This is a genomic window from Methylophaga nitratireducenticrescens (genome assembly GCF_000260985.4).
Classification (GTDB): domain Bacteria; phylum Pseudomonadota; class Gammaproteobacteria; order Nitrosococcales; family Methylophagaceae; genus Methylophaga; species Methylophaga nitratireducenticrescens.
In genome coordinates this window covers 475411-496055 of record NC_017857.3, presented here as the reverse complement: position 1 = coordinate 496055, position 20645 = coordinate 475411, and the positions used below count along the sequence as shown (strand labels likewise).

The window sequence follows — 20645 nt, the reverse complement described above, 5'->3', positions numbered from 1 at the left end:
CCTCGTAGACTTGGCAGAATGGCGTTTTTTAGTTCACAACAGCGCCCGAGAAGAAAGTTAAACCAGCCCTGAATAAGTGACAGCATTACAGTTTTTACGTTTTGTTGCCAGAAACCATGCCTTAGCAGTGTTCGTTATATGCGTTTCACTTTTTGTTATGAAGTTACTCTAATTTGTGTGTTACCGTTACATCAAACGCTAAAAACTGTAGGAGACCAAGACATGAGTCACTTGCTAGATAAACTTCGTTTTTTTAAACAGCGGTCAGAAACTTTTTCAGCGGATCATGGTGTTACAACTGATGAGAACCGTGAATGGGAAAAAGGTTACAGGCAGCGTTGGCAACATGACAAGATTGTCAGATCAACCCATGGAGTGAACTGTACTGGATCATGCAGTTGGAAAATTTATGTTAAAGATGGCTTGATAACATGGGAAACCCAGCAAACGGACTACCCTCGTACCCGCCCAGATCTACCTAATCATGAACCGCGAGGATGCCCTCGTGGCGCAAGCTTCTCCTGGTACATATACAGTGCCAATCGGCTCAAATACCCAAAAGTACGGCAGACACTCTTGTCTTTATGGAGAGAAGCCAAGCAGATTCATGCCGATCCAGTCGATGCCTGGCAATCTATCGTAGAGGACAGTACAAAAACGAACAGCTACAAAACTCGCCGAGGTATGGGTGGCTTTGTTCGAGCTGATTGGGATGAAGTCAACGAAATTATTGCTGCGAGCAATGTTTACACCGCAAAAACTTTCGGTCCAGATCGAATTTCGGGGTTTTCACCTATTCCAGCGATGAGTATGGTCAGTTACGCTGCAGGATCACGTTATCTTTCTCTAATTGGCGCGAACTGTCTTAGCTTTTATGATTGGTATTGCGATTTACCACCCTCATCACCTCAGACTTGGGGTGAACAGACCGATGTACCCGAGTCAGCTGACTGGTTCAATTCAGCTTACCTAATCGCCTGGGGTTCTAATGTTCCGCAAACGCGTACTCCTGACGCACATTTTTTCACTGAGGTCCGTTACAAAGGCACGAAAACAGTTGCTATTGCTTCAGATTACTCAGAATGTGCGAAGTTATCCGATATTTGGCTATCTCCAAAACAAGGTACTGATGCGGCCCTGGCGATGGCTTTTGGCCATGTCATTCTTAAAGAGTTTTATGTAGATAAACAGGTCGATTACTTTATCGATTATGCGCGTCGTTATACCGACTTACCTTTATTAGTAAAGCTGGAACCTCACGACTCGGGAAGCTTCGTTCAAGGATCATTCTTACGCGCCAGCGATCTGATAGATAACTTAGGCGAGGAGAATAATCCGCAATGGAAAATGGTAGGTATTGATGAACAAACGGCTCAGCTGGTATCACCAAATGGCAGTATCGGTTATCGCTGGGGGGAGAAAGGAAAATGGAACCTGCAGCAAAATTTTGGCGCTGATAGTAAGCCATGTCAGCTATTATTGAGCCAGAAAGAATCAGCTGATGATGTCGCCGAAGTGCTGTTTCCATATTTCGGATCAAAGGTACACGATCTCGGTTATTTTCAGCATACCGATCATAAAGAGCTCCAACAGCGAAAAGTACCGGTTAAAAATATCACGTTAAAGGATGGCAGCACTCTCCAGGTTGCTACGGTATTTGATCTGATGCTGGCACATTATGGTGTCGACAATGAGCTCAATGATCAGAATACGGCTCGCAGCTATGAGGATAATATTCCGTACACGCCAGCCTGGCAGCAACAGATTACGGGAGTTCCTGCCGATCGTGTGGTTCAAATTGCGCGTGAATTTGCAGAGACTGCTGCCAAAACCAACGGTCGAAGCATGATTATTGTTGGTGCGGGTTTGAACCATTGGTTCAACATGGATATGAACTATCGTGGCCTTATCAATATGCTTATTTTATGCGGGTGTGTTGGTCAATCTGGCGGAGGTTGGGCACATTATGTTGGGCAGGAAAAGCTACGACCACAAACAGGCTGGCTACCTCTCGCATTTGGGCTTGATTGGAGCCGTCCACCACGCCATATGAACGGCACTTCATTCTTTTATACTCACTCGAATCAGTGGCGTTATGAAAAACTGTCTATCAATGAAATGTTGTCGCCTTTGGCAGATGAGTCCCGCTGGCAAGGGTCGATAATTGATTTCAATACCCGTGCCGAGAGAATGGGGTGGTTACCATCGGCACCTCAATTAGGTCGCAACCCCCTGAAACTTACCCGTGAGGCGGAAGCAGCAGGAAGAGATCCCCAGGATTATGTGGTTGACCAATTGCGTACAGGCAAGCTCAATTTTGCTTGTCTTGAACCAGACAGTCCTGAGAACTTTCCTCGGAATTTATTTATTTGGCGATCCAACCTGTTGGGGTCTTCGGGTAAAGGTCATGAATACATGTTGCGACACCTGCTGGGTACGCGCCATGGTCTACAGGGCAAAGATCTCGGTGAATCTGGTCAAGCTAAACCAGTAGATGTTCATTGGCAGGATGAAGCTGTTGAGGGAAAAGTTGATCTGTTGGTAACACTTGATTTTCGTATGTCTACGACATGTTTGTATTCTGATATTGTGCTGCCAACAGCAACCTGGTACGAAAAAGATGACCTCAATACCTCAGATATGCATCCCTTTATACACCCATTATCTAAAGCCGTGGATCCGGTATGGCAATCAAAAAGTGACTGGGATATTTTTAAAGGCATTGCGAAGGCTTTTTCAGCAGCGTGTGTTGGACATTTAGGCGTTGAGAAAGATTTGGTTACTCAGCCGCTGCAACATGATACACCTGCTGAAATTGCACAGGCCGACGGTGTCAAGATGTGGTGGAAGAATGAATGTGAACTAATACCCGGAGTAACGGCACCGAGTATGGTTGTTGTTGAACGCGATTATCCAAACACCTACCAGCGTTTTGTTTCACTTGGACCACTGCTTGAAAAGTTGGGTAATGGCGGCAAAGGCATCAGTTGGGACACCAAAGATGAAGTTAACTTTCTCGGTAAGCTCAATTATGTTCACCAGGCACCAGGAATCAACAAAGGGCGGCCAAGAATCGAGAGTGCAATCGATGCTACCGAAATCATTTTAGGCCTGGCTCCCGAAACCAACGGCCAGGTGGCAGTAAAAGCTTGGGCAGCATTATCTGAGTTCACCGGAATTGATCACACCCACCTTGCCAAAAACAAAGCAGAGGAAAAGATCCGGTTTCGGGATATTCAGGCGCAGCCTCGTAAGATCATCAGTTCGCCTACCTGGTCTGGACTTGAAGATGAACATGTTTCCTACAATGCTGGCTATACCAATGTACATGAACTAATCCCCTGGCGTACTTTGACTGGTCGACAGCAATTTTATCAGGATCATCCATGGATGCGTGATTTTGGTGAACAATTCGTTTTGTACAAGCCACCGATGAACCTCAAAACGACAACTCCGATTCTTAACATCAATCCCAATGGTCATAAGGAAATTGTGCTGAATTGGATAACCCCGCATCAGAAATGGGGCATTCACTCAACCTATTCAGATAACTTGTTAATGCTGACATTGAGTCGGGGTGGCCCAATCGTGTGGATGAGTGAAATTGATGCAAAAAATGCAGGTATTGAAGACAACGATTGGATTGAAGTTTTCAATGTGAATGGCGCACTCACATGCCGTGCTGTTGTTTCTCAACGTGTTCCTCAAGGTATGAGCATGATGTATCACGCACAGGAGAGAATAGTAAATATTCCGGGCTCAGAAATAACGGGGGGTCGTGGTGGAATCCATAACTCTGTGACTCGTATCGTGATGAAACCAACGCATATGATTGGTGGCTATGCGCAGTTCTCTTATGGTTTCAATTACTACGGTACTGTTGGCTCTAACCGTGATGAGTTTGTCATTGTTAGAAAAATGAACAAAGTCGATTGGCTTGACGATGAGCAGGAGGAGAGATTATGAAAGTACGTGCACAAATCGGCATGGTGCTTAACCTCGATAAATGTATTGGCTGCCATACCTGTTCCGTGACCTGCAAAAACGTCTGGACCAGCCGTGAGGGTATGGAATATGCGTGGTTCAATAATGTGGAAACCAAACCCGGCATTGGCTATCCCAAAGAGTGGGAAAATCAGGAAAAATACAACGGCGGCTGGACACGCAAAAAAAATGGCAAGTTAGTCCCAAAACAAGGGGGTAAATTACGGATCCTAGCTAATATTTTTGCCAATCCTGATCTACCTGAAATTAATGACTACTACGAACCCTTTGATTTTGATTATCAACATTTACATACGGCAAAAGACAGCAAACATCAACCGATAGCCAGACCACGATCACTTATCAGTGGTAAACGTATGGAAAAAATTAACTGGGGCCCGAATTGGGAGGAAATACTCGGCACAGAGTTTGAAAAACGTAAACGCGATAAAAACTTTGATCAAATTCAAAAAGATATATACGGGCAGTTTGAACAGACGTTCATGATGTATTTGCCTCGTCTTTGTGAACACTGTCTTAATCCAACCTGTGTAGCAAGCTGTCCTTCGGGTGCAATTTATAAAAGAGAAGAAGATGGCATAGTTCTTATTGATCAGGATAAATGCCGTGGCTGGCGCATGTGTGTATCAGGTTGTCCCTACAAGAAAATTTATTACAACTGGAAAAGTGGCAAATCTGAAAAATGTATTTTTTGTTATCCACGTATCGAGGCAGGTCAACCTACCGTTTGTTCTGAAACATGTGTTGGGCGTATCCGCTATCTTGGTGTTCTGCTTTATGACGCCGATCGTATAGAAGAAGCGGCAGCTGTCGCAGATGAACAGGACCTTTATCCGGCACAGCTTGATATCTTTTTAGATCCCAGTGATCCAGAAGTGATTGCTGCTGCTCAAAAAGAAAATATTCCTGACAGTTGGCTCGAAGCTGCTCGCCAGTCACCCGTATATAAAATGGCGATTGATTGGCAGGTCGCTTTACCTCTTCATCCGGAATACCGGACGTTGCCTATGGTTTGGTATATACCGCCATTATCTCCAATCCAATCTGCTGCGGAAGCTGGCCATGTATCGATGAATGGAGTGATTCCAGAGCTTGAGTCACTAAGGATACCTGTACGATACCTTGCCAACCTGCTGACTGCCGGAGATGAAAAACCGGTTATTCGTGCATTAAAACGTATGATTGCCATGAGGGCCTACAAACGTGAACAGCAAGTGGATGGTGTCGAAAACCATTCCATACCTGAGCAAGTAGGAATAACGGCTGAACAAATTGAAGAGATGTATCGGTATATGGCTATTGCTAATTATGAAGATCGTTTTGTTATTCCCACGAGCCATGCTGCCTATGCTGAAAATGCCTATGACATGAAAAGTAGTTGTGGTTTCAGTTTTGGTAATGGCTGTAGTGATGGCAACAGTGAGGCTAATTTGTTTGGACAGACCAAGACGACACAACGGAAAGTCAAAGTCATTCCCATCACAATCAGTAAATAATTATGGACGTCTTATTTGTATTTTCTCGCTTACTGGACTATCCAACCACGAGTCTGTCACAGGAAGAAGTACTCTTTCATGAACTGATTGACAACAGCAACCTGAGCCCGACAGCTAAAAGCCAATTGCGACGTTTTATCAAAAAGCATTTGGCAATGGAATTAATGAACTGGCAAGCGCAATACGACGAATTGTTTGAACGGGGCAGGAGTCTTGGGCTTTGGCTTTTTGAACATGTGCACGGCGAAAGCCGTGATCGGGGTCAGGCTATGGTTGACCTGTTGTCGAATTATCGTGAAGCAGGTCTGGATATTAATCAGCATGAGCTGCCGGATTATATTCCTTTATTTCTTGAGTTTCTGGTCACGCAAGGTGATGAGAATGCGCGTGAGTGGTTAAGACAAGTGGAGCACATTTTGGCGCTATTGATGTGCCGATTGCAACAACGTGAAAGCGACTATGCTGTATTGTTTTCATTATTACTGGAATTAGCTGACACTGAGGTAGACCTTGACGTAATTCGTCAGCAACTGGCAACTGAAAAGCGTGATGACACTGCCGAAGCACTCGATAAAGAGTGGGAAGAAGAGGCCGTAACCTTTGGCCCAGACATGGAGAATGGTTGTAACTCACAAACAACCGATAATAAAGTTGTCAGTGAGGTGCCTGTTACCTGGATGGATTTTAATAAGGCACCGTGACACTTAACATATAAGCAAATATGAGAGGGTGAGATATGGCATACCTAAATTTCTTGTTATTTGGTGTTTTTCCGTATATTGCATTAGCTATTTTGCTTCTGGGCTCGTTAATACGATATGAGCGCGAGCAATATACCTGGAAGGCAAGTTCTAGCCAGTTACTTGAGAAGAAACAGCTCCGACGCGGCAGCATCCCTTTTCATATCGGCATCATAGGTATATTTATTGGTCACTTTGTTGGTCTACTGACACCAAATGTGGTTTGGCATGCATTGGGAATCTCTCCCGGAGTCAAGCAGATTGTTGCGATTGTGGCTGGTGGCATATTTGGCTTGCTATGTCTTTATGGTTTATTAATTTTAATGCATCGAAGACTGACGCACCCAGCTGTTAGAGCATCGAGTACTAACATGGATATTCTCATTCTGTTTTTACTTCTCGGTCAGCTTTTGCTTGGACTGGGGAGTATTTTTGTTTCAGTGGGCCATCTTGATGGCAGCGAGATGCTTAGATTAATGGGATGGGCCCAGAATATTCTGATTTTGAACCCCCAAACAGCGGCTCCGATAATTTCAGAAGCCCATTGGATTTTCAAAATGCATGTGACATTAGGTCTTATTATTTTTGCAATCTTTCCTTTTAGCCGTCTCGTTCACATGATAAGCGTGCCAGTAAAGTACTTATTCAGAAACTATCAAGTAGTCAGAACGCGTGGCGGCAATTAGTCAAGGGATAAATGGGGATGATAAAAGTCAACAATGTTGAGATTTCAGATTCAGCCGTCTTAGCTGAAATGCAGTACCATCCGGCAGCGTCTCATGATGCTGCATTTCACAAAGCGGCTCAATGCTTGGTTATTGCTGAAGTGATGCGTCAGCAGGCCATAGCATGTGGGATCAGTACAGAGGACTATCAAGGCACAGACTATATAGATGAATTGATTGATATAGAAGTTGAAGTGCCACAGGCAAGCCAAGATGAATGCTATCAATATTACCAGGCCAACCCTGATAAATTCTGTACTTCGCCATTGATAGCTGCTCGGCATATTTTAATTGCTGCACACCCCGAAGATCCCCAAGCAAGGGAAGAAGCATTAAATCTTTCTGAATCATTGATAAATAAAATAACGCTTCATCCCGAAAGTTTTGGTGATCTGGCAAAACAGTATTCTCATTGTGATTCAGCGAAACACGATGGTCAGCTGGGGCAGTTGAGTCGTGGACAAACCGTAAGCGAGTTTGAACGGCAAGTATTTGCTGCACCATTAGGGCTAATACCTCGTCCAGTCGAAACTCGTTTCGGTTTTCATGTGGTTTGGGTTGATCAGCATATTGATGGTGAGTTGCTACCTTATGAGCATGTTGTCAAGCAAATTTCTGAGTATCTCGATAATCGAGTACAACATAAAGCGTATGCACAATATATAGAGTACCTATTATCTGAGGCCGAGATAGAGGGTATTGAAATTGACGTTTCCGGCTCTCCCTTAATGCAATAGATGACAGATTGCTGAATCATGATCAGTAAATCTTTCCCACCAACAGAATTCGCCCAAAAACGTACCCTGTGGTTAGTCAGTATCTCGCTGATGTTTTGTTTTGCTGCCTGGACGGTTTTATCTGTCGTTGGCATCAAAATTCGTGACGAGATGGGTTTTTTAAACACGCAGCTTGCACTTTTGATGGCCATGCCTGTTCTAACTGGCGCGCTCTGCAGACTGGTTTTTGGTGTGCTGTCAGATTATCTTGGTGGCAGACGGGTTTTCACTTTACTGATGCTTATTCCTGCGGCTTTTTTGTGGTTATTCAGTCTAAGTGAAAGTTACGGCATGATGCTCTTGTCATCTGCCGGTTTTGGTCTGCTGGGAGGAAGTTTTGTTGTTGGAGCCGGATACACATCGTCTTGGTTTAGCCAGTCAGATCAGGCCAAAGCATTAGTTATTTTAGGTTCTGCTACGATGGGCATGGCGATGACATCTTTTGGCACCGCCCTGCTGCTTCAGTATCTGAGCTGGCAGCAAATGATTCAACTTACTGCCTTAACATTGGTTGTTGTTGCGATTGGCTTCCAGCTTTTGGCTCACCCAGAACCGGTCCGTAGCGAGTTACGTAAACAATTACTTTCACGACTCACACCCATTACCGAACCAGCGGTTTGGCGATTTGCATTTTACTACTTTTTGCTTTTCGGTGGCTTGATTGCACTGGTTTTATGGTTGCCAGTTTACCTCATCGAAGTCTATCGTTTAGGATTAATCCAAGCGGGAGCAGTGACAGCAATATTTATTGTAGTGACATCGTTAATGCGACTGCCCGCTATGAAATTAGTCAGCAGGATCGGCGCCAGACGGTCAATGTACCTTAGCTTTGGCATGGTTATGGTGAGTACTTTTTTACTCAGCTACCCACCGACAACCTACGTAGTTCATGGCGTGACAGCCAGCTATCAATTTGCTTTTTCAATCAATATTGTAAGCTTCATAGTATTAATTTGTGTTTTGGGGTGTTTTCTTTCTCTGGGGAATGTGGCCGTGTTTAAACACATTCCAGATTATTTCCCCAATCATATTGGTATTGTTGTTGGTACGATCGCCATGATCGGTGGGCTGGGAGGCTTTTTATTACCCTTAACTTTTGGGCTCATTAGTGATGTTGTCGGAGTATGGCAAATCAGTTTTATTTTGCTGTGTTTCATGGCGGGCACCTCAATGCTATGGATGCATTTCACCATCCGTCGTGCAGAGCGCATTGAATGGAGTTTAGGACAAAGCGTTTCTGATCTGCCCGAACTCTCTACACCGTCTGTTTTTATATTAGAAGATTGGCGACCAGAAGATCAAAGATTTTGGCAACAAACGGGTAAAAGCATTGCTAGGCGCAACTTATGGATCTCAATTCCCTGCCTGTTTCTTGCTTTTGCAGTCTGGACCATTTGGAGCATTCTGGTCGTTAAAATGCCAGACTTAGGTTTTGCTTACAGTGCCAACCAGTTGTTTTGGCTGGCCGCTTTACCAGCACTGTCAGGTGCAACCTTACGTTTATTTTATGGCTTTATGGTACCTGTATTTGGTGGGCGGCGCTGGACAGCTTTGTCGACGGCAAGCCTTTTGATACCCTGTATCTGGTTAAGCCTTGCACTGCAGAATCCTGATACTCCCTACATAACGATGATGATACTGGCATTGTTGTGTGGTTTTGGCGGTGGCAATTTTTCTTCCAGCATGGCCAATATCAGTTTTTTCTTTCCTAAAAAGGAGAAAGGTACTGCACTTGGACTGAATGCTGGGCTAGGGAATCTAGGGGTCTCCGCAATGCAATTGATTGCGCCCATTATTATCTCCAGCAGTCTTCTTGGTGGGGAGCCTTTAATTGTGATGCAAGGCTCGCAAATTGATAAGCCCATCTGGTTGCATAATGCGGCATTGATCTGGGTACCTTTTATTGCCGTTGCAGCGATTGTTGCATGGTTTGGTATGAATGATATTTCTTCCACAAAATCATCATTTTCTGATCAAGCAATTATATTTAAACGACTTGATAACTGGACAATGTGTATATTGTATCTCGGTACCTTTGGCAGCTTTATAGGATTTGCAGCAGGATTCCCATTATTGAGTGGCAAACTTTTCCCGGAAATAGATGCCATGAAATATGCATTTATCGGCCCATTAATTGGCGCTTTAGCAAGGCCTTTAGGGGGGCTATTAGCCGACAAGTTTAGTGGTGCGGTCATCACGTTCTGGTTATTTATTGTGATGGTTGTTGGCGTTGTTGGGGTTATGACCTTTTTGCCATCCGCTAACTCCCAGGGTCATTTTGGCGGATTTTTCACGATGTTTCTTTTACTCTTTCTGGCCAGTGGAGCAGGGAATGGTTCAACATTTAGGATGGTGCCTGTGATCTGCCTTACACTACGATCTAAAGCTTTAGGGAAGGATAAGCAAGAACAAGCAATAATTGAAGCAAATCGTGAATCTGCAGCCATTCTGGGTTTTATATCGGCAATTGCTGCATATGGTGGATTTTTTATTCCAAAAGCTTACGGAACTGCATTGTCGATATCCGGAGATGTCAGAGCGGCCTTTTTCGGCTTTATCCTTTTTTATCTCATCTGTATCTTCCTCACAGCCTATTTTTACATGGGCAAAAAGGCGCGTGTTAAATGCTAATCATCCCTCTTAACATAAGGTTGAATATTTTATGGATGCAATAATACTATTGTTGCATGTGCTTGGTGCGACCATCTGGACTGGCGGCCACATTGTCCTTGTTGTGGTCATTTTGCCCAAAGTACTCCGCGACCGCTCACCGACAAGGCTACTGGAATTTGAGTCAGTTTATGAAAAAATTGGTATGCCAGCACTGCTTATACAAGTCATAACAGGGCTATGGCTTGTATATCACATGATTCCGGATGTCTTTCAGTGGTTTGATTATACCAATCCATTAACACACCCCATAATGGCAAAGCTCATTCTTTTGCTGCTAACGATTAGTATTGCGGCACATGCACGATTACGGGTGATTCCTGCCCTTTCTGAAAATAATCTTGTAGTGATGGCATGGCATATTGTCGCCGTGACAACTCTCTCTATACTTTTTGTAGTTGTCGGGGTCTCATTTCGAACTGGATGGCTCTATTAAACAAATTAATTGCTTTGCAAGCGTTGATTTTGTATCAATGATTCAAGATGTGGCAGTAGTTCATTATGCTTCTTGAGCCGAAAAATATAACGTGGAGTATCAATTCCTGTTTGATTCGTCATAAACGGCTCACCCCAAAAGCTCAATAACGCTTCCACACATTTACTTTCAGATTGTTCCGCCATAATAAAAGATAAACTCGCCGCTAAAGAGCACCATTTTGGTTCGCGTAAAATGCCACGCCGTGGATGTCCTGAGAGTCTCGAGGTAATGGTTCTTTCCCAGTTGGCTTGTTGTCCAACATCAAGTATGAAACAGACGGAGCTAACACCAGGATTATCGAAAACAGGTCGCAGCAACCCATTAAACATTGCTTCAGCAGAATACATTTTGAGACAAATATTATAAAAAACAACATCTCCGCTGATTTCTTTTAGAAAACGGTCATTTTCTGAACGTAATTTACGTGGGCCGATGAGTTCTATATCTGATTCTTTGAGCGAATTCTGCACCAAATCAATCTGCTTATGGATCTTTTCTATTGTTTCCGCCGTTATTTCATTGTTTTTTGAATGTCGCAGGAAATTAATAAACAAAAGCCCAATAAGAGCAAGCAAAATTGGCAATAACAAGTCAGCTTGAGCGATGTGTAGAAAATGTAAGACTATAGCAACGATAGCGGCAATAATCCCCGCAATGGCATCCCACTCCAACTTTAATAAACTTTTTGGTCTCATAGTAATAGTATTTCCTCATTCAAAGTGGAAACTGGCTCAGGTCTGTTTATCTGTTCGTGGACGACTCAGTATTGGTCTGGCCTATATTGAAAAGAAAAAACCAAATCAGGATAACAGTCTATGCCATGCTGATCCGTAACTTTTCATATTTTGACGTAGATAACGACACAAAAAACCTGCTGGCAGGCCGTTTTAAGCTAATCATTTTGTCAGCAAGGATTTTTGTCATCATACTCCGGATTAATGTCTGGCAGTGCATCATCACACAGGCTGAAACGCCAATGCCCGACATAACAGTGATCAACAAAAGACACTGAAGAGCGTCTGATTTGGTAAAAAGGGAGAATCATCCAGCACCGTATAATGACTTATGTCTTTAGATAGCTACATTACGCTGCTTCAGTATACAAAATACGGGATGAACTATTGAAAATAAAAGAGAGTTGTGTTTGCTATATTACCGACTATTGATCCAGATCAAGCATACTTGTTAACCCGCTATATTATAGTCTTCAAGCTTAATGCCACAAACGTGCTTTTAGGTTTTAACAGTGAAACTATTTATCTCGAATAGCGGAGTAAGAAATGAAAATCAAACCCTTCTTGAGCCTGACGATAACATCCATATCGTTCTGTATCTCTTCACAAAGTTTCGCCATCGAAAATTCAGAAAGTTTTATTGAAGGCAAAAAGCTCTATGAAAGTAACTGTCTTGCGTGTCATCAAGCTAATGGCCAAGGAATGAAAGGTGTTTTCCCACCGCTCGCAGGCTCCGATTATCTGATGGCAGACAAACAACGCGCTATTGGCGTTATCCTCAATGGTTTACAAGGAGAAATCATCGTTAATGGCGAAAAGTACAATAGTGTCATGCCTGCTTTCACCAGTCTCAAAGATAATGAGATCGCCCATATCATGACCTATGTAATGAATGCCTGGGGCAATCAAGGTGAATTAGTCACTGTTGATGAAGTCACACAGCTACGTGAAGGGAACTGAGGGTAAGCTATAAATACTTCGGCTGATTTCTTGCGACCACGGACCAAGGCGCAAGAAAAAACCTAATCAACCACATCCTGTTATTCATCAGAATAAACACCCCGGAGCTTAGGTTCTTTATTCAGCAACAACTGCAATATAGTCCATCCCGGATTGACCACTCCAATAACCGTCACATGCAGGAGCGTTCAGCCAGGATTCAACCTCCGTATTCTTTGATTCACCATTTAGGACCTGGGCATAGCGCTGAACTATCTCATTCATATCGTGGGGCTGAGGACTAAGCCGCATAATGTCTACACCAATCTGTTGCATTTGTTGCCAATGCGGCAATAAATGCTGAATGCGGCCTGATTGTGTCTGAATACCGTTAATGGTGAAAAACGCTTGACCTTCCTGACTATCCATTGGCAAGCCTTCAGCATAATCCTGACACACAAGTTGACAGTCATCCTTGGGCAGCTGACGATAACGGGCGGTAAAACAACGGGCTGAATAAGCCAGCGGCATGCGACCAAATGAGAAAACTTCAGTTTCAATCTTTCCACCCAGACCCAAGGATTCCGCATCAGCCAATATCGCTTTCAGTGTTTCCGCATCCAGTTCAACCGGCATGACCCAGCGGATTAAACCCTGCTTATATAACTGTTTAAGTGTATGGGCATTGTAGATATTTAAACTGGGCCCGCCGACAAAAGGAAGCGTCTGCTCGGCCATTAATTGCACAGCACCAATGTCATTCGCTTCTACCAATAAGTCACCGTTGTTACATAAACGTTTGACGCTTGCCATATCGGATCTGGCTTCAATCAAAGTCAGTGTAGACAGCACGATTTGCTTTCCTGATTGTGCCAGTTGCTTCGCCAGTTCAATCCATTCTGCTGTTTTCAGAAACCTTCTTTTGGCACACACAGTTTCACCCAGATAAATAATATCAACTGGACTCTTCAGCTGTAATTGATAAAAATCCTCCACTGTTTGCCGAGGCCACAGATACTGAATTGCTCCTAATGATAAACGCATGAAAACTCCAAAAGTCTTGTGCTTGACCTGACTTTATTTATTGCCAGGGGCGGTTGTAAGCGCCCAGAGTGGTTTGTGTACCTTCAGATACATCAGCAAGCGCCTGCATCCACTGTGCTTTTGCCGCATACGACTGCGGGTTTGACTGACAACTATCTATCGCTTCCCGCCAGACTTTGACCACCTTGGTAATGTATGCGGTACTGCGCTGACGACCTTCTATTTTTATGGCACTGACCCCTGCTGCCAACAGCTCAGGCAATAATGCCAACGTATTTAAACTGGTGGGCTCTTCCAAGGCATGATAGGTATGGCCGTCAACATTAAACCGTCCTTTACAGACCACCGGATAGCCGGCTTTTTCACCCACTGCAAAACGGTCAATCAATACCTCATTTAATCGGCTCTCTGTGCCTGCCGGCGTTTCCACCCAGCGCACAGCTTTCGCCGGACTGCAGGCACCGCAAGTATTTGGGGATTCACCGGTTGCATAAGACGATAATAAACAACGCCCTTCCACCATGACGCATAAGCTGCCAAAACCGAATACTTCAAGCTTAACAGGACTGTCTTCGGCCAATCGTTTTACCTGCGCCATCGACAATACACGCGGTATGACGGCACGGCGAATAGCAAACTGTTGCTGATAAAATCGTAATGCCTCAGCGTTGGTAGCTGAACCCTGTACCGACAAATGCAACGCCAGATGCGGATATTTTTCTGCCGCATAGGCCAGCACACCAATATCAGCAACAATTAAAGCATCAACACCTATATCTGCTGCGACATCAACTGCTTTTTGCCATCTCGACCAACCGGTCGGTTGTGGATAGGTATTAATAGCGACATAGACCTGGCTACCGTGATCATGTGCATAGTTAACGGCTTTCTGTGCGGCACCATCTTGAAAATTCAAGCCGGCAAAATGCCTGGCATTAGTGTCATCTTTGAAACCGATATAGATTGCGTCAGCACCATGCTCGGCTGCGGCTTTTAACATTGAGATATTCCCCGCAGGACAGACCAGCTCCATTTTTTCCTCCATATTTTTGTAACAACATAATATAAGTTTCTAATGCGTAAATGATGGCTAGTTGCCCATCTATTGATCTAGGTCATGGTTATTTACCTCGTAAAACCATCATCATAGTCATTTCATTTACATATCAGGCTCTTCAGGAACAACTGACTATGGTTTCGATGCCAACAAAACTTGTTTCATCCATACCGGAAAAATTGGCTTTATTGCCTGGCATTCAATACCTGCCCTGGCGGATACCGTTTAGACTGTTGCCGCAAGCCGCACAGTTCATCGTTGTGGAAAAAGTGTCCAATGTTATATTCAAACAACAGCTGCTCGAAGGTGAGTTAAGCTTTCTGGAAAATACGCTGTTACGAATACAAATAAAAGATCTGGCTTATGATTGGCAGGTGACGTTAAAGCAAAATCGTTTATCATTCAGTTCTGGCAGCGACCGTGCTGACACTACTTTTTCCGGCAACAGTAAAGATTTTCTGTTGTTAGCTGGTCGCCGTGAAGACCCGGACACACTGTTTTTTCAACGACGCTTGTCTATTGAGGGCAATACCGAATTGGGTCTACAGATTAAGAATTTAATTGATAGTGTTGATATGGATGAATTACCATCCATTTTTAATCATGCGCTAACTTTGATGGCTGACGTTGTTGAGGCTTTTCCACAGTAGTTTTTTAGAAGCAACAGACTCCTAGTTTTTGGGTCGAAATGGTTTAATAACTGTTTCGTCACATTCTAGGTAGGGCCCTTCCATCAGATCGATACAGTAAGGTACTGCTGGAAAAACAGCATCAAGGCATTCTCGGATTGCTTTCGGTTTACCGGGAAGGTTGACGATAAGACTTGATCCTCTTAACCCCGCTGTCTGGCGGGATAAAATGGCAGTAGCAACAAACTTCAACGATTCAGCCCGCATTAATTCACCAAATCCGGGCATCATGCGATCGCATACGGCTTCGGTCGCCTCTGGCGTAACATCACGTTTTGCAGGTCCGGTACCGCCAGTCGTCACGATCAGACAACAACCCAATTCATCAGCCATTTTAATCAGCGTTGCACAAATCACGTCTTTTTCATCTGGAATCACTTCATAAACCGGTTGCCAGGGTGATGTCAGAAATTCATCCAATGTCGCCATAATGACCTGCCCGGAAAGATCATCATAAACACCTTTGCTAGCCCGATCACTGACCGTCACAATACCGATTTTTGCTTTTTTTATCGTCATAACTTACTACCATTCATTTCAGCCGCCACGAAAAGCTAATTGATGAAATAGAGTGACATTATTTAGTTCTGGATGAAACGTCAGGCCGATATGGCGATCTTGACGAACAGCAACGGGGTCATTGTTGTATCGTGCCAGCACTTCAACATTGGACCCAATGGTATTAATCTTGGGCGCCCGGATAAAGCAACCAGGAACGGTTTGCTGGTGATCCGCCACCTCCACCGTCAAATCATCAACAAAAGAGGCCAATTGTCGTCCATAAGCATTACGCGTTACCGTAACATCTATCAGGTCTAATGTCTCAATACGTGGGTCAGGCTGTTGCAGCCTGCCCATCATTATCAAACCAGCACAGGTGCCCAATATCGGAAATTGCTGTGCGAATGAAACCAACGGCTGGCAGAATCCATTCGCATTGATCAGTTTGCTCATAGTCGTCGACTCTCCACCAGGAATAACCAGTCCTGCCACATCGTTCAATTGTTGTGGGTAACGAACCAGAACAGTTTGCAGATCCAGGCGGGATAAAATCTGACTATGTTTTTCATAATCACCCTGTAATGCCAGCAGACCGATTTTCACTTACCAACCCCGCTCCTGTAACCTTTGCTCAGCTGGTATTTCTGCAATATCAAGGCCTTTCATGGCACTTTTTAAACCAGCCGATATTTCAGCCAGCTTTTGTGCATCTTCGAAATAGGTTACGGCCTCCACAATGGCTTTGGCACGTCGTTGTGGGTCTTCACTCATGAAAATACCCGATCCGACAAACACTGTCTCGGCCCCTAATTGCATCATAAGAGCAGCATCAGCAGGAGTAGCAACTCCACCTGCGGCAAAGTTAGGTACGGGTAATTTCCCAGTTTCAGCTACCAGACGAACCAAATCGAAAGGTGCGCCCAATATTTTAGCTTGTGCCATTAATTCCTCGGTTCGTAACCCCATGAGGTTTTTCATGTCGTTTTGAATCTGACGCATATGACGAACGGCTTCGACAATGTTGCCACTGCCAGCTTCACCTTTGGTACGGATCATAGCAGCCCCTTCACCGATACGCCGTAACGCTTCACCCAGGTTCCGACAACCACACACAAAAGGTACATTAAATTCATGCTTCCAAATATGATTGGTTTCATCTGCGGGTGTCAGTACTTCACTTTCATCAATAAAATCAATTTCCAGCGCCTGTAATATCTGGGCTTCAACAAAATGACCAATCCGACATTTTGCCATCACTGGAATGGTGACAGTTTCCTGAATTTCCCGAATCATCTCCGGATCACTCATCCGCGCAATGCCACCATCCTTTCTGATGTCAGAAGGGATTCTTTCCAGAGCCATGACCGCAACAGCTCCGGCATCTTCGGCAATCTTTGCCTGTTGTGGATTGGTGACATCCATAATCACGCCACCTCTAAGCATTTCGGCCAATCCTGTTTTTACTGAAAAAGATGTGGTCTTTTGTGCCACTGTCAAACCTCCGAAAAATAACCGTACCGTCACCGGCCGGAACAAAAATAAGCTTCTTTTCTAATAATTTCTGTGCTGATCACGTCGTTACTGAAAAAACTACAGCGAAACATTTTAATATAAAAATCAGATAATTACATCATTCAATATTAGCCATAGCGTAACGTAAAATGGGAAAACATCTTTTCAAGTTGTGCTGCCAGTGAACCGTCATGAAATAAAGATGCTTTTTGCATCTGATAGCCTGCAACTGGTCTGCATTCCTGCAAAGCATAGTGCGTAACACCTTCTGCTGCCAGGCTCTCAGCCAACTCAATAACTGTTTTGTGGGTAAAGAAATTCGGATCAACCGTAGTTCGCACTTCATAGGCAATACCACTGGCCAGAATCGACTTTAGACTTTGCTGAACTTGTTCACCACTTCCTTTTATTCCGGTAATTTGGGAATACTCTGTAAAGGTCGTTTTGATATCCAGGCCAACCCAGTCAAGCATTGACAGGTATTTTTCAAGCCTTTGAGGGTTGGCTCCGGCGGTATGAAGTGCCACTTTAAACCCCATAGCTTTGATGCCGTTAATGGCATCTGCTAATCCGGTTTGCAGTAGCGGTTCACCACCGCTCAGAACAACCCCGTCAAGAAACCCCCGTCTTGGTTGCAAAAATGCTCGCAACTTCTCCCAATCATCACCTTGCTTATCAACCTCAAGCAGGTGCGGATTATGGCAATAGGGACAACGCCAAGCACAGCCTTGAAAAAAAACGACTGCAGCCAAATGGCCTGGAAAATCGATGGTCGTAAACGAAGTCAGCCCACCAATCTTTAGTCCCATTAAATGGCGTCTCCTTTACAATCAGCTATTGGCCGAAGATTCAATGAAATGCCGACGTTCTGCATGCTCGCTTTGTTTGCCTGGGTTGAATGACGTCAACGGACGATGATATCCCATTACCCGGGTCCAGATTTCACAGCGTTGACGTTCTTCTTCACGCAGCTCTATTGTCATAAGATTGTTAGTTGTCATGTCATTACTCCTTGTTGATAAATGATTAAGCCACAACTTGTTCGTTGTGTTTTTCCGCGAGTAGTTCCTGATCACAATGCGGACAAAACTCGTGTTCCCCAGCAAGATAACCATGCTTGGGACAAATGGAGAATGTCGGCGTAATCGTGATATAAGGAAGTCGGAAACGTTCCAGCACACGTCGGACCAATGTGCTACAGGCGAGTGAATCCGAGATCCGTTCATTCATATAAAGGTGAAGAACCGTACCGCCTGTATATTGTGTCTGCAGCTCATCCTGCAGCGATAAAGCTTCAAAGGGATCATCTGTCAGCCCCACTGGCAGCTGTGATGAGTTGGTGTAATAAGGTGCAGCTTCAGTACCGGCTTGAATAATATCTGCAAAACGCTTGCGATCTTCTTTGGCAAAACGATAGGTCGTACCCTCGGCAGGAGTGGCTTCAAGGTTATACATATGCCCGGTTTCATCCTGAAAAACAATCAATTTTTCTCGAACATGCGTGAGTAGTCTTAATGCAAATTGCTGGCCCCACTCATCGCTGACATCATGGGCATCATCACTGAAGTTACGGATCATCTCGTTAATTCCGTTCACTCCAATAGTGGAAAAATGATTTCTCAAGGTTCCCAGATAACGTTTGGTATAAGGATATAGGCCACCATCCATATAGCGCTGAATCATCTTGCGTTTGACTTCCAGACTGTTCTTGGCCAGCTCCATCAGCCGGTCAAGGCTCTTAATTAAGGCTGGTTCATCATTTTTGTAAAGGTAGCCAAGCCGAGCACAATTGATTGTAACCACACCAATAGACCCTGTTTGTTCAGCAGAACCGAATAAACCATTACCTCGTTTTAACAACTCTCTTAGATCCAGTTGCAGTCGGCAACACATTGAGCGAACCTGGCCCGGTTCCATATCGGAATTAATAAAATTCTGAAAATAAGGTAAGCCGTATTTGGCGGTCATATCAAATAACCGTTCAGCGTTATCACTTTCCCAGGGAAAGTCTTTTGTAATGTTATATGTAGGAATAGGGAAGGTGAAAACACGTCCTTTTTCATCACCGGCAATCATGACCTCAATATAAGCCTGATTAATCATGTCCATTTCTGTCTGCAGATCACCATAAAAAAATGGCATTTCTTTACCAGCAATTACCGGAATCTGCTCCCGCAGATCTTCGGGACACACCCAGTCAAAAGTCAGGTTAGTAAAAGGTGTTTGCGTTCCCCAACGTGAAGGTACGTTAAGGTTATAGATAAATTCTTGTATCCCTTGACGCACCACATCATAGGTTAAATTTTCATTGCGAACATAAGGCGCCAGATAAGTATCAAATGAGCTGAACGCCTGAGCTCCGGCCCATTCATTCTGCAGTGCTCCAAGAAAGTTAACCATTTGGCCCAAGGCACTGGAAAAACGCTTAGGCGGTCCGGCTTCAACCTTGCCAGGCACCCCATTGAAGCCTTCCGTTAACAAGTTACGCAAAGACCAGCCGGCGCAATAACCCGCCAACATATCAAGATCATGAATATGAAGATCGCCTTCACGGTGTGCTAAACCTGCCTCCGCAGGATAAACATGATTGAGCCAGTAGTTAGCAGTAACTTTGCCTGCAGTGTTCAAAATCAAACCGCCCAGAGAATAACCCTGGTTGGCATTGGCATTGACCCGCCAGTCGAGTTGCTGCAGGTATTCATTCATTGAGGTTTCGACGTTGATTATCGTGGTTTGATCATGCCGTAATTTACCGTGCTGTTCTCGGTAAACAATATAAGCACGTGCGGTACGGAAATAATCAGAAGAAATCAAAACCTGTTCAACCACGTCCTGAATTTGCTCTATCTCGGGCAAGCTTTCTGCGTAACGATGATGCAGCACTTTTAATACCTGCAGAGTTAACTGGCGCGCTTCTTCTATAGAAAATTCTTCAGTGGCCATTCCTGCATGATGAATCGCCGAAAGGATTTTTTCAGCATCAAACCGGGCCTGTCTGCCGTCACGCTTGATCACCATGTCAGGCAGTTTGCCTACCGATAACTCGTCTGTGGCAGTGGCTATGTCTGTGTACATTTTTATCCCCTTCCTAATTCATTTTCTCTGTTGAGAAACGTCAGCAACTCAGCACCGAACAGCGACAAGATGTCATCTCATTTCTACCTCTTTAGTCTTTATTTAACGCAGCACACTCGGTTAATCAAAAAGACATAAAACACAATATATTGTGTTTATTAAAAATAAAAGCACAACATGTTGTGTAATTGATCTGGATCAAGT

18 protein-coding genes are annotated in these 20645 nt (G+C 44.2%); 9 read left to right on the top strand and 9 right to left on the bottom strand.

What is annotated here, in order from left to right; genetic code table 11:
* The first annotated feature begins 222 nt into the window (after positions 1-222).
* Genes Q7A_RS02260 through Q7A_RS02230 form a run of 7 tightly spaced genes read left to right on the top strand, consistent with a single transcriptional unit; the run spans position 223 to position 10848 of the window.
* A complete protein-coding gene (locus tag Q7A_RS02260) occupies positions 223-3966 on the top strand; it encodes a nitrate reductase subunit alpha (protein WP_014705708.1) in 3744 nt (1247 codons plus the stop codon).
* Complete coding sequence (gene narH, locus Q7A_RS02255) at positions 3963-5501, top strand: nitrate reductase subunit beta (RefSeq protein ID WP_014705707.1); 1539 nt, start codon at positions 3963-3965, stop codon at positions 5499-5501. Before Q7A_RS02260 ends, narH begins: the two co-directional genes overlap by 4 nt.
* 2 nt (positions 5502-5503) lie before the next feature.
* Positions 5504-6202, top strand: coding sequence for a nitrate reductase molybdenum cofactor assembly chaperone (narJ, locus tag Q7A_RS02250; protein ID WP_014705706.1), 699 nt, complete (start codon positions 5504-5506; stop codon positions 6200-6202).
* Positions 6203-6237: 35 nt separating this feature from the next.
* Positions 6238-6927: a respiratory nitrate reductase subunit gamma gene (gene narI, locus Q7A_RS02245; RefSeq protein WP_014705705.1), complete on the top strand. Its 690-nt coding sequence runs from the start codon at positions 6238-6240 to the stop codon at positions 6925-6927.
* Between the two features lie 17 nt (positions 6928-6944).
* A complete protein-coding gene (locus tag Q7A_RS02240; RefSeq protein ID WP_014705704.1) occupies positions 6945-7703 on the top strand; it encodes a peptidylprolyl isomerase in 759 nt (252 codons plus the stop codon).
* Positions 7704-7721: 18 nt separating this feature from the next.
* Positions 7722-10373: a nitrate/nitrite transporter gene (locus tag Q7A_RS15610; RefSeq protein WP_014705703.1), complete on the top strand. Its 2652-nt coding sequence runs from the start codon at positions 7722-7724 to the stop codon at positions 10371-10373.
* A 31-nt stretch (positions 10374-10404) separates the two neighbouring features.
* The gene (locus Q7A_RS02230; protein WP_014705702.1) at positions 10405-10848 is read left to right on the top strand and encodes a copper resistance protein CopD; all 444 of its coding nucleotides are present in this window, start codon (positions 10405-10407) and stop codon (positions 10846-10848) included.
* Positions 10849-10853: 5 nt separating this feature from the next.
* Here the strand turns inward: Q7A_RS02230 and Q7A_RS02225 are convergent, their stop codons facing one another.
* Positions 10854-11585 carry a hypothetical protein gene (locus Q7A_RS02225; RefSeq protein ID WP_014705701.1) on the bottom strand — a complete coding sequence of 244 codons (732 nt, stop codon included), beginning with the start codon at positions 11583-11585 and terminating at the stop codon, positions 10854-10856.
* A 585-nt stretch (positions 11586-12170) separates the two neighbouring features.
* Here Q7A_RS02225 and Q7A_RS02215 point away from each other — a divergent pair.
* A complete protein-coding gene (locus Q7A_RS02215) occupies positions 12171-12584 on the top strand; it encodes a c-type cytochrome (RefSeq protein WP_048480972.1) in 414 nt (137 codons plus the stop codon).
* A 117-nt stretch (positions 12585-12701) separates the two neighbouring features.
* Here the strand turns inward: Q7A_RS02215 and Q7A_RS02210 are convergent, their stop codons facing one another.
* Positions 12702-13607 (bottom strand): U32 family peptidase, encoded by a 906-nt coding sequence (locus Q7A_RS02210; protein ID WP_014705697.1) that lies wholly within the window; start codon positions 13605-13607, stop codon positions 12702-12704.
* Between the two features lie 37 nt (positions 13608-13644).
* A complete protein-coding gene (gene ubiU, locus Q7A_RS02205; protein WP_014705696.1) occupies positions 13645-14640 on the bottom strand; it encodes a ubiquinone anaerobic biosynthesis protein UbiU in 996 nt (331 codons plus the stop codon).
* A 50-nt stretch (positions 14641-14690) separates the two neighbouring features.
* On the opposite strand from ubiU, the gene ubiT reads away from it, so the two are divergent.
* Positions 14691-15314, top strand: coding sequence for a ubiquinone anaerobic biosynthesis accessory factor UbiT (gene ubiT / locus Q7A_RS02200; protein WP_084227432.1), 624 nt, complete (start codon positions 14691-14693; stop codon positions 15312-15314).
* A 21-nt stretch (positions 15315-15335) separates the two neighbouring features.
* Here ubiT and mog read toward each other — a convergent pair whose 3' ends face one another.
* The 6 genes from mog to Q7A_RS02170 all read right to left on the bottom strand — a co-directional run bounded on the left by mog (position 15336) and on the right by Q7A_RS02170 (position 20441).
* Positions 15336-15872, bottom strand: coding sequence for a molybdopterin adenylyltransferase (mog, locus tag Q7A_RS02195; protein WP_014705694.1), 537 nt, complete (start codon positions 15870-15872; stop codon positions 15336-15338).
* A gap of 18 nt (positions 15873-15890) precedes the next feature.
* Entirely contained in the window at positions 15891-16457 is a 567-nt protein-coding gene (gene pdxT / locus Q7A_RS02190) for a pyridoxal 5'-phosphate synthase glutaminase subunit PdxT (RefSeq protein ID WP_014705693.1), read from the bottom strand.
* Positions 16458-17345: a pyridoxal 5'-phosphate synthase lyase subunit PdxS gene (gene pdxS, locus Q7A_RS02185; RefSeq protein ID WP_014705692.1), complete on the bottom strand. Its 888-nt coding sequence runs from the start codon at positions 17343-17345 to the stop codon at positions 16458-16460. It lies immediately after the preceding gene.
* Positions 17346-17494: 149 nt separating this feature from the next.
* Positions 17495-18175, bottom strand: a complete 681-nt coding sequence (locus Q7A_RS02180; RefSeq protein ID WP_014705691.1) for an anaerobic ribonucleoside-triphosphate reductase activating protein — start codon at positions 18173-18175, stop codon at positions 17495-17497.
* A gap of 21 nt (positions 18176-18196) precedes the next feature.
* Complete coding sequence (gene nrdD / locus Q7A_RS15605) at positions 18197-18367, bottom strand: anaerobic ribonucleoside-triphosphate reductase (protein WP_014705690.1); 171 nt, start codon at positions 18365-18367, stop codon at positions 18197-18199.
* 25 nt (positions 18368-18392) lie between these two features.
* Positions 18393-20441 (bottom strand): ribonucleoside triphosphate reductase, encoded by a 2049-nt coding sequence (locus Q7A_RS02170; protein WP_014705689.1) that lies wholly within the window; start codon positions 20439-20441, stop codon positions 18393-18395.
* Positions 20442-20645: the final 204 nt, after the last annotated feature.

Bases quoted from the DNA above. Each gene is read 5' to 3' on its own strand.
- Q7A_RS02260 (WP_014705708.1), top strand. From the start codon at position 223: ATGAGTCACTTGCTAGATAAACTTCGTTTTTTTAAACAGCGGTCAGAA.
- narH (WP_014705707.1), top strand. From the start codon at position 3,963: ATGAAAGTACGTGCACAAATCGGCATGGTGCTTAACCTCGATAAATGT.
- narJ (WP_014705706.1), top strand. From the start codon at position 5,504: ATGGACGTCTTATTTGTATTTTCTCGCTTACTGGACTATCCAACCACG.
- narI (WP_014705705.1), top strand. From the start codon at position 6,238: ATGGCATACCTAAATTTCTTGTTATTTGGTGTTTTTCCGTATATTGCA.
- Q7A_RS02240 (WP_014705704.1), top strand. From the start codon at position 6,945: ATGATAAAAGTCAACAATGTTGAGATTTCAGATTCAGCCGTCTTAGCT.
- Q7A_RS15610 (WP_014705703.1), top strand. From the start codon at position 7,722: ATGATCAGTAAATCTTTCCCACCAACAGAATTCGCCCAAAAACGTACC.
- Q7A_RS02230 (WP_014705702.1), top strand. From the start codon at position 10,405: ATGGATGCAATAATACTATTGTTGCATGTGCTTGGTGCGACCATCTGG.
- Q7A_RS02225 (WP_014705701.1), bottom strand. From the start codon at position 11,585: ATGAGACCAAAAAGTTTATTAAAGTTGGAGTGGGATGCCATTGCGGGG.
- Q7A_RS02215 (WP_048480972.1), top strand. From the start codon at position 12,171: ATGAAAATCAAACCCTTCTTGAGCCTGACGATAACATCCATATCGTTC.
- Q7A_RS02210 (WP_014705697.1), bottom strand. From the start codon at position 13,607: ATGCGTTTATCATTAGGAGCAATTCAGTATCTGTGGCCTCGGCAAACA.
- ubiU (WP_014705696.1), bottom strand. From the start codon at position 14,640: ATGGAGCTGGTCTGTCCTGCGGGGAATATCTCAATGTTAAAAGCCGCA.
- ubiT (WP_084227432.1), top strand. From the start codon at position 14,691: ATGATGGCTAGTTGCCCATCTATTGATCTAGGTCATGGTTATTTACCT.
- mog (WP_014705694.1), bottom strand. From the start codon at position 15,872: ATGACGATAAAAAAAGCAAAAATCGGTATTGTGACGGTCAGTGATCGG.
- Q7A_RS02180 (WP_014705691.1), bottom strand. From the start codon at position 18,175: ATGGGACTAAAGATTGGTGGGCTGACTTCGTTTACGACCATCGATTTT.
- nrdD (WP_014705690.1), bottom strand. From the start codon at position 18,367: ATGACAACTAACAATCTTATGACAATAGAGCTGCGTGAAGAAGAACGT.
- Q7A_RS02170 (WP_014705689.1), bottom strand. From the start codon at position 20,441: ATGTACACAGACATAGCCACTGCCACAGACGAGTTATCGGTAGGCAAA.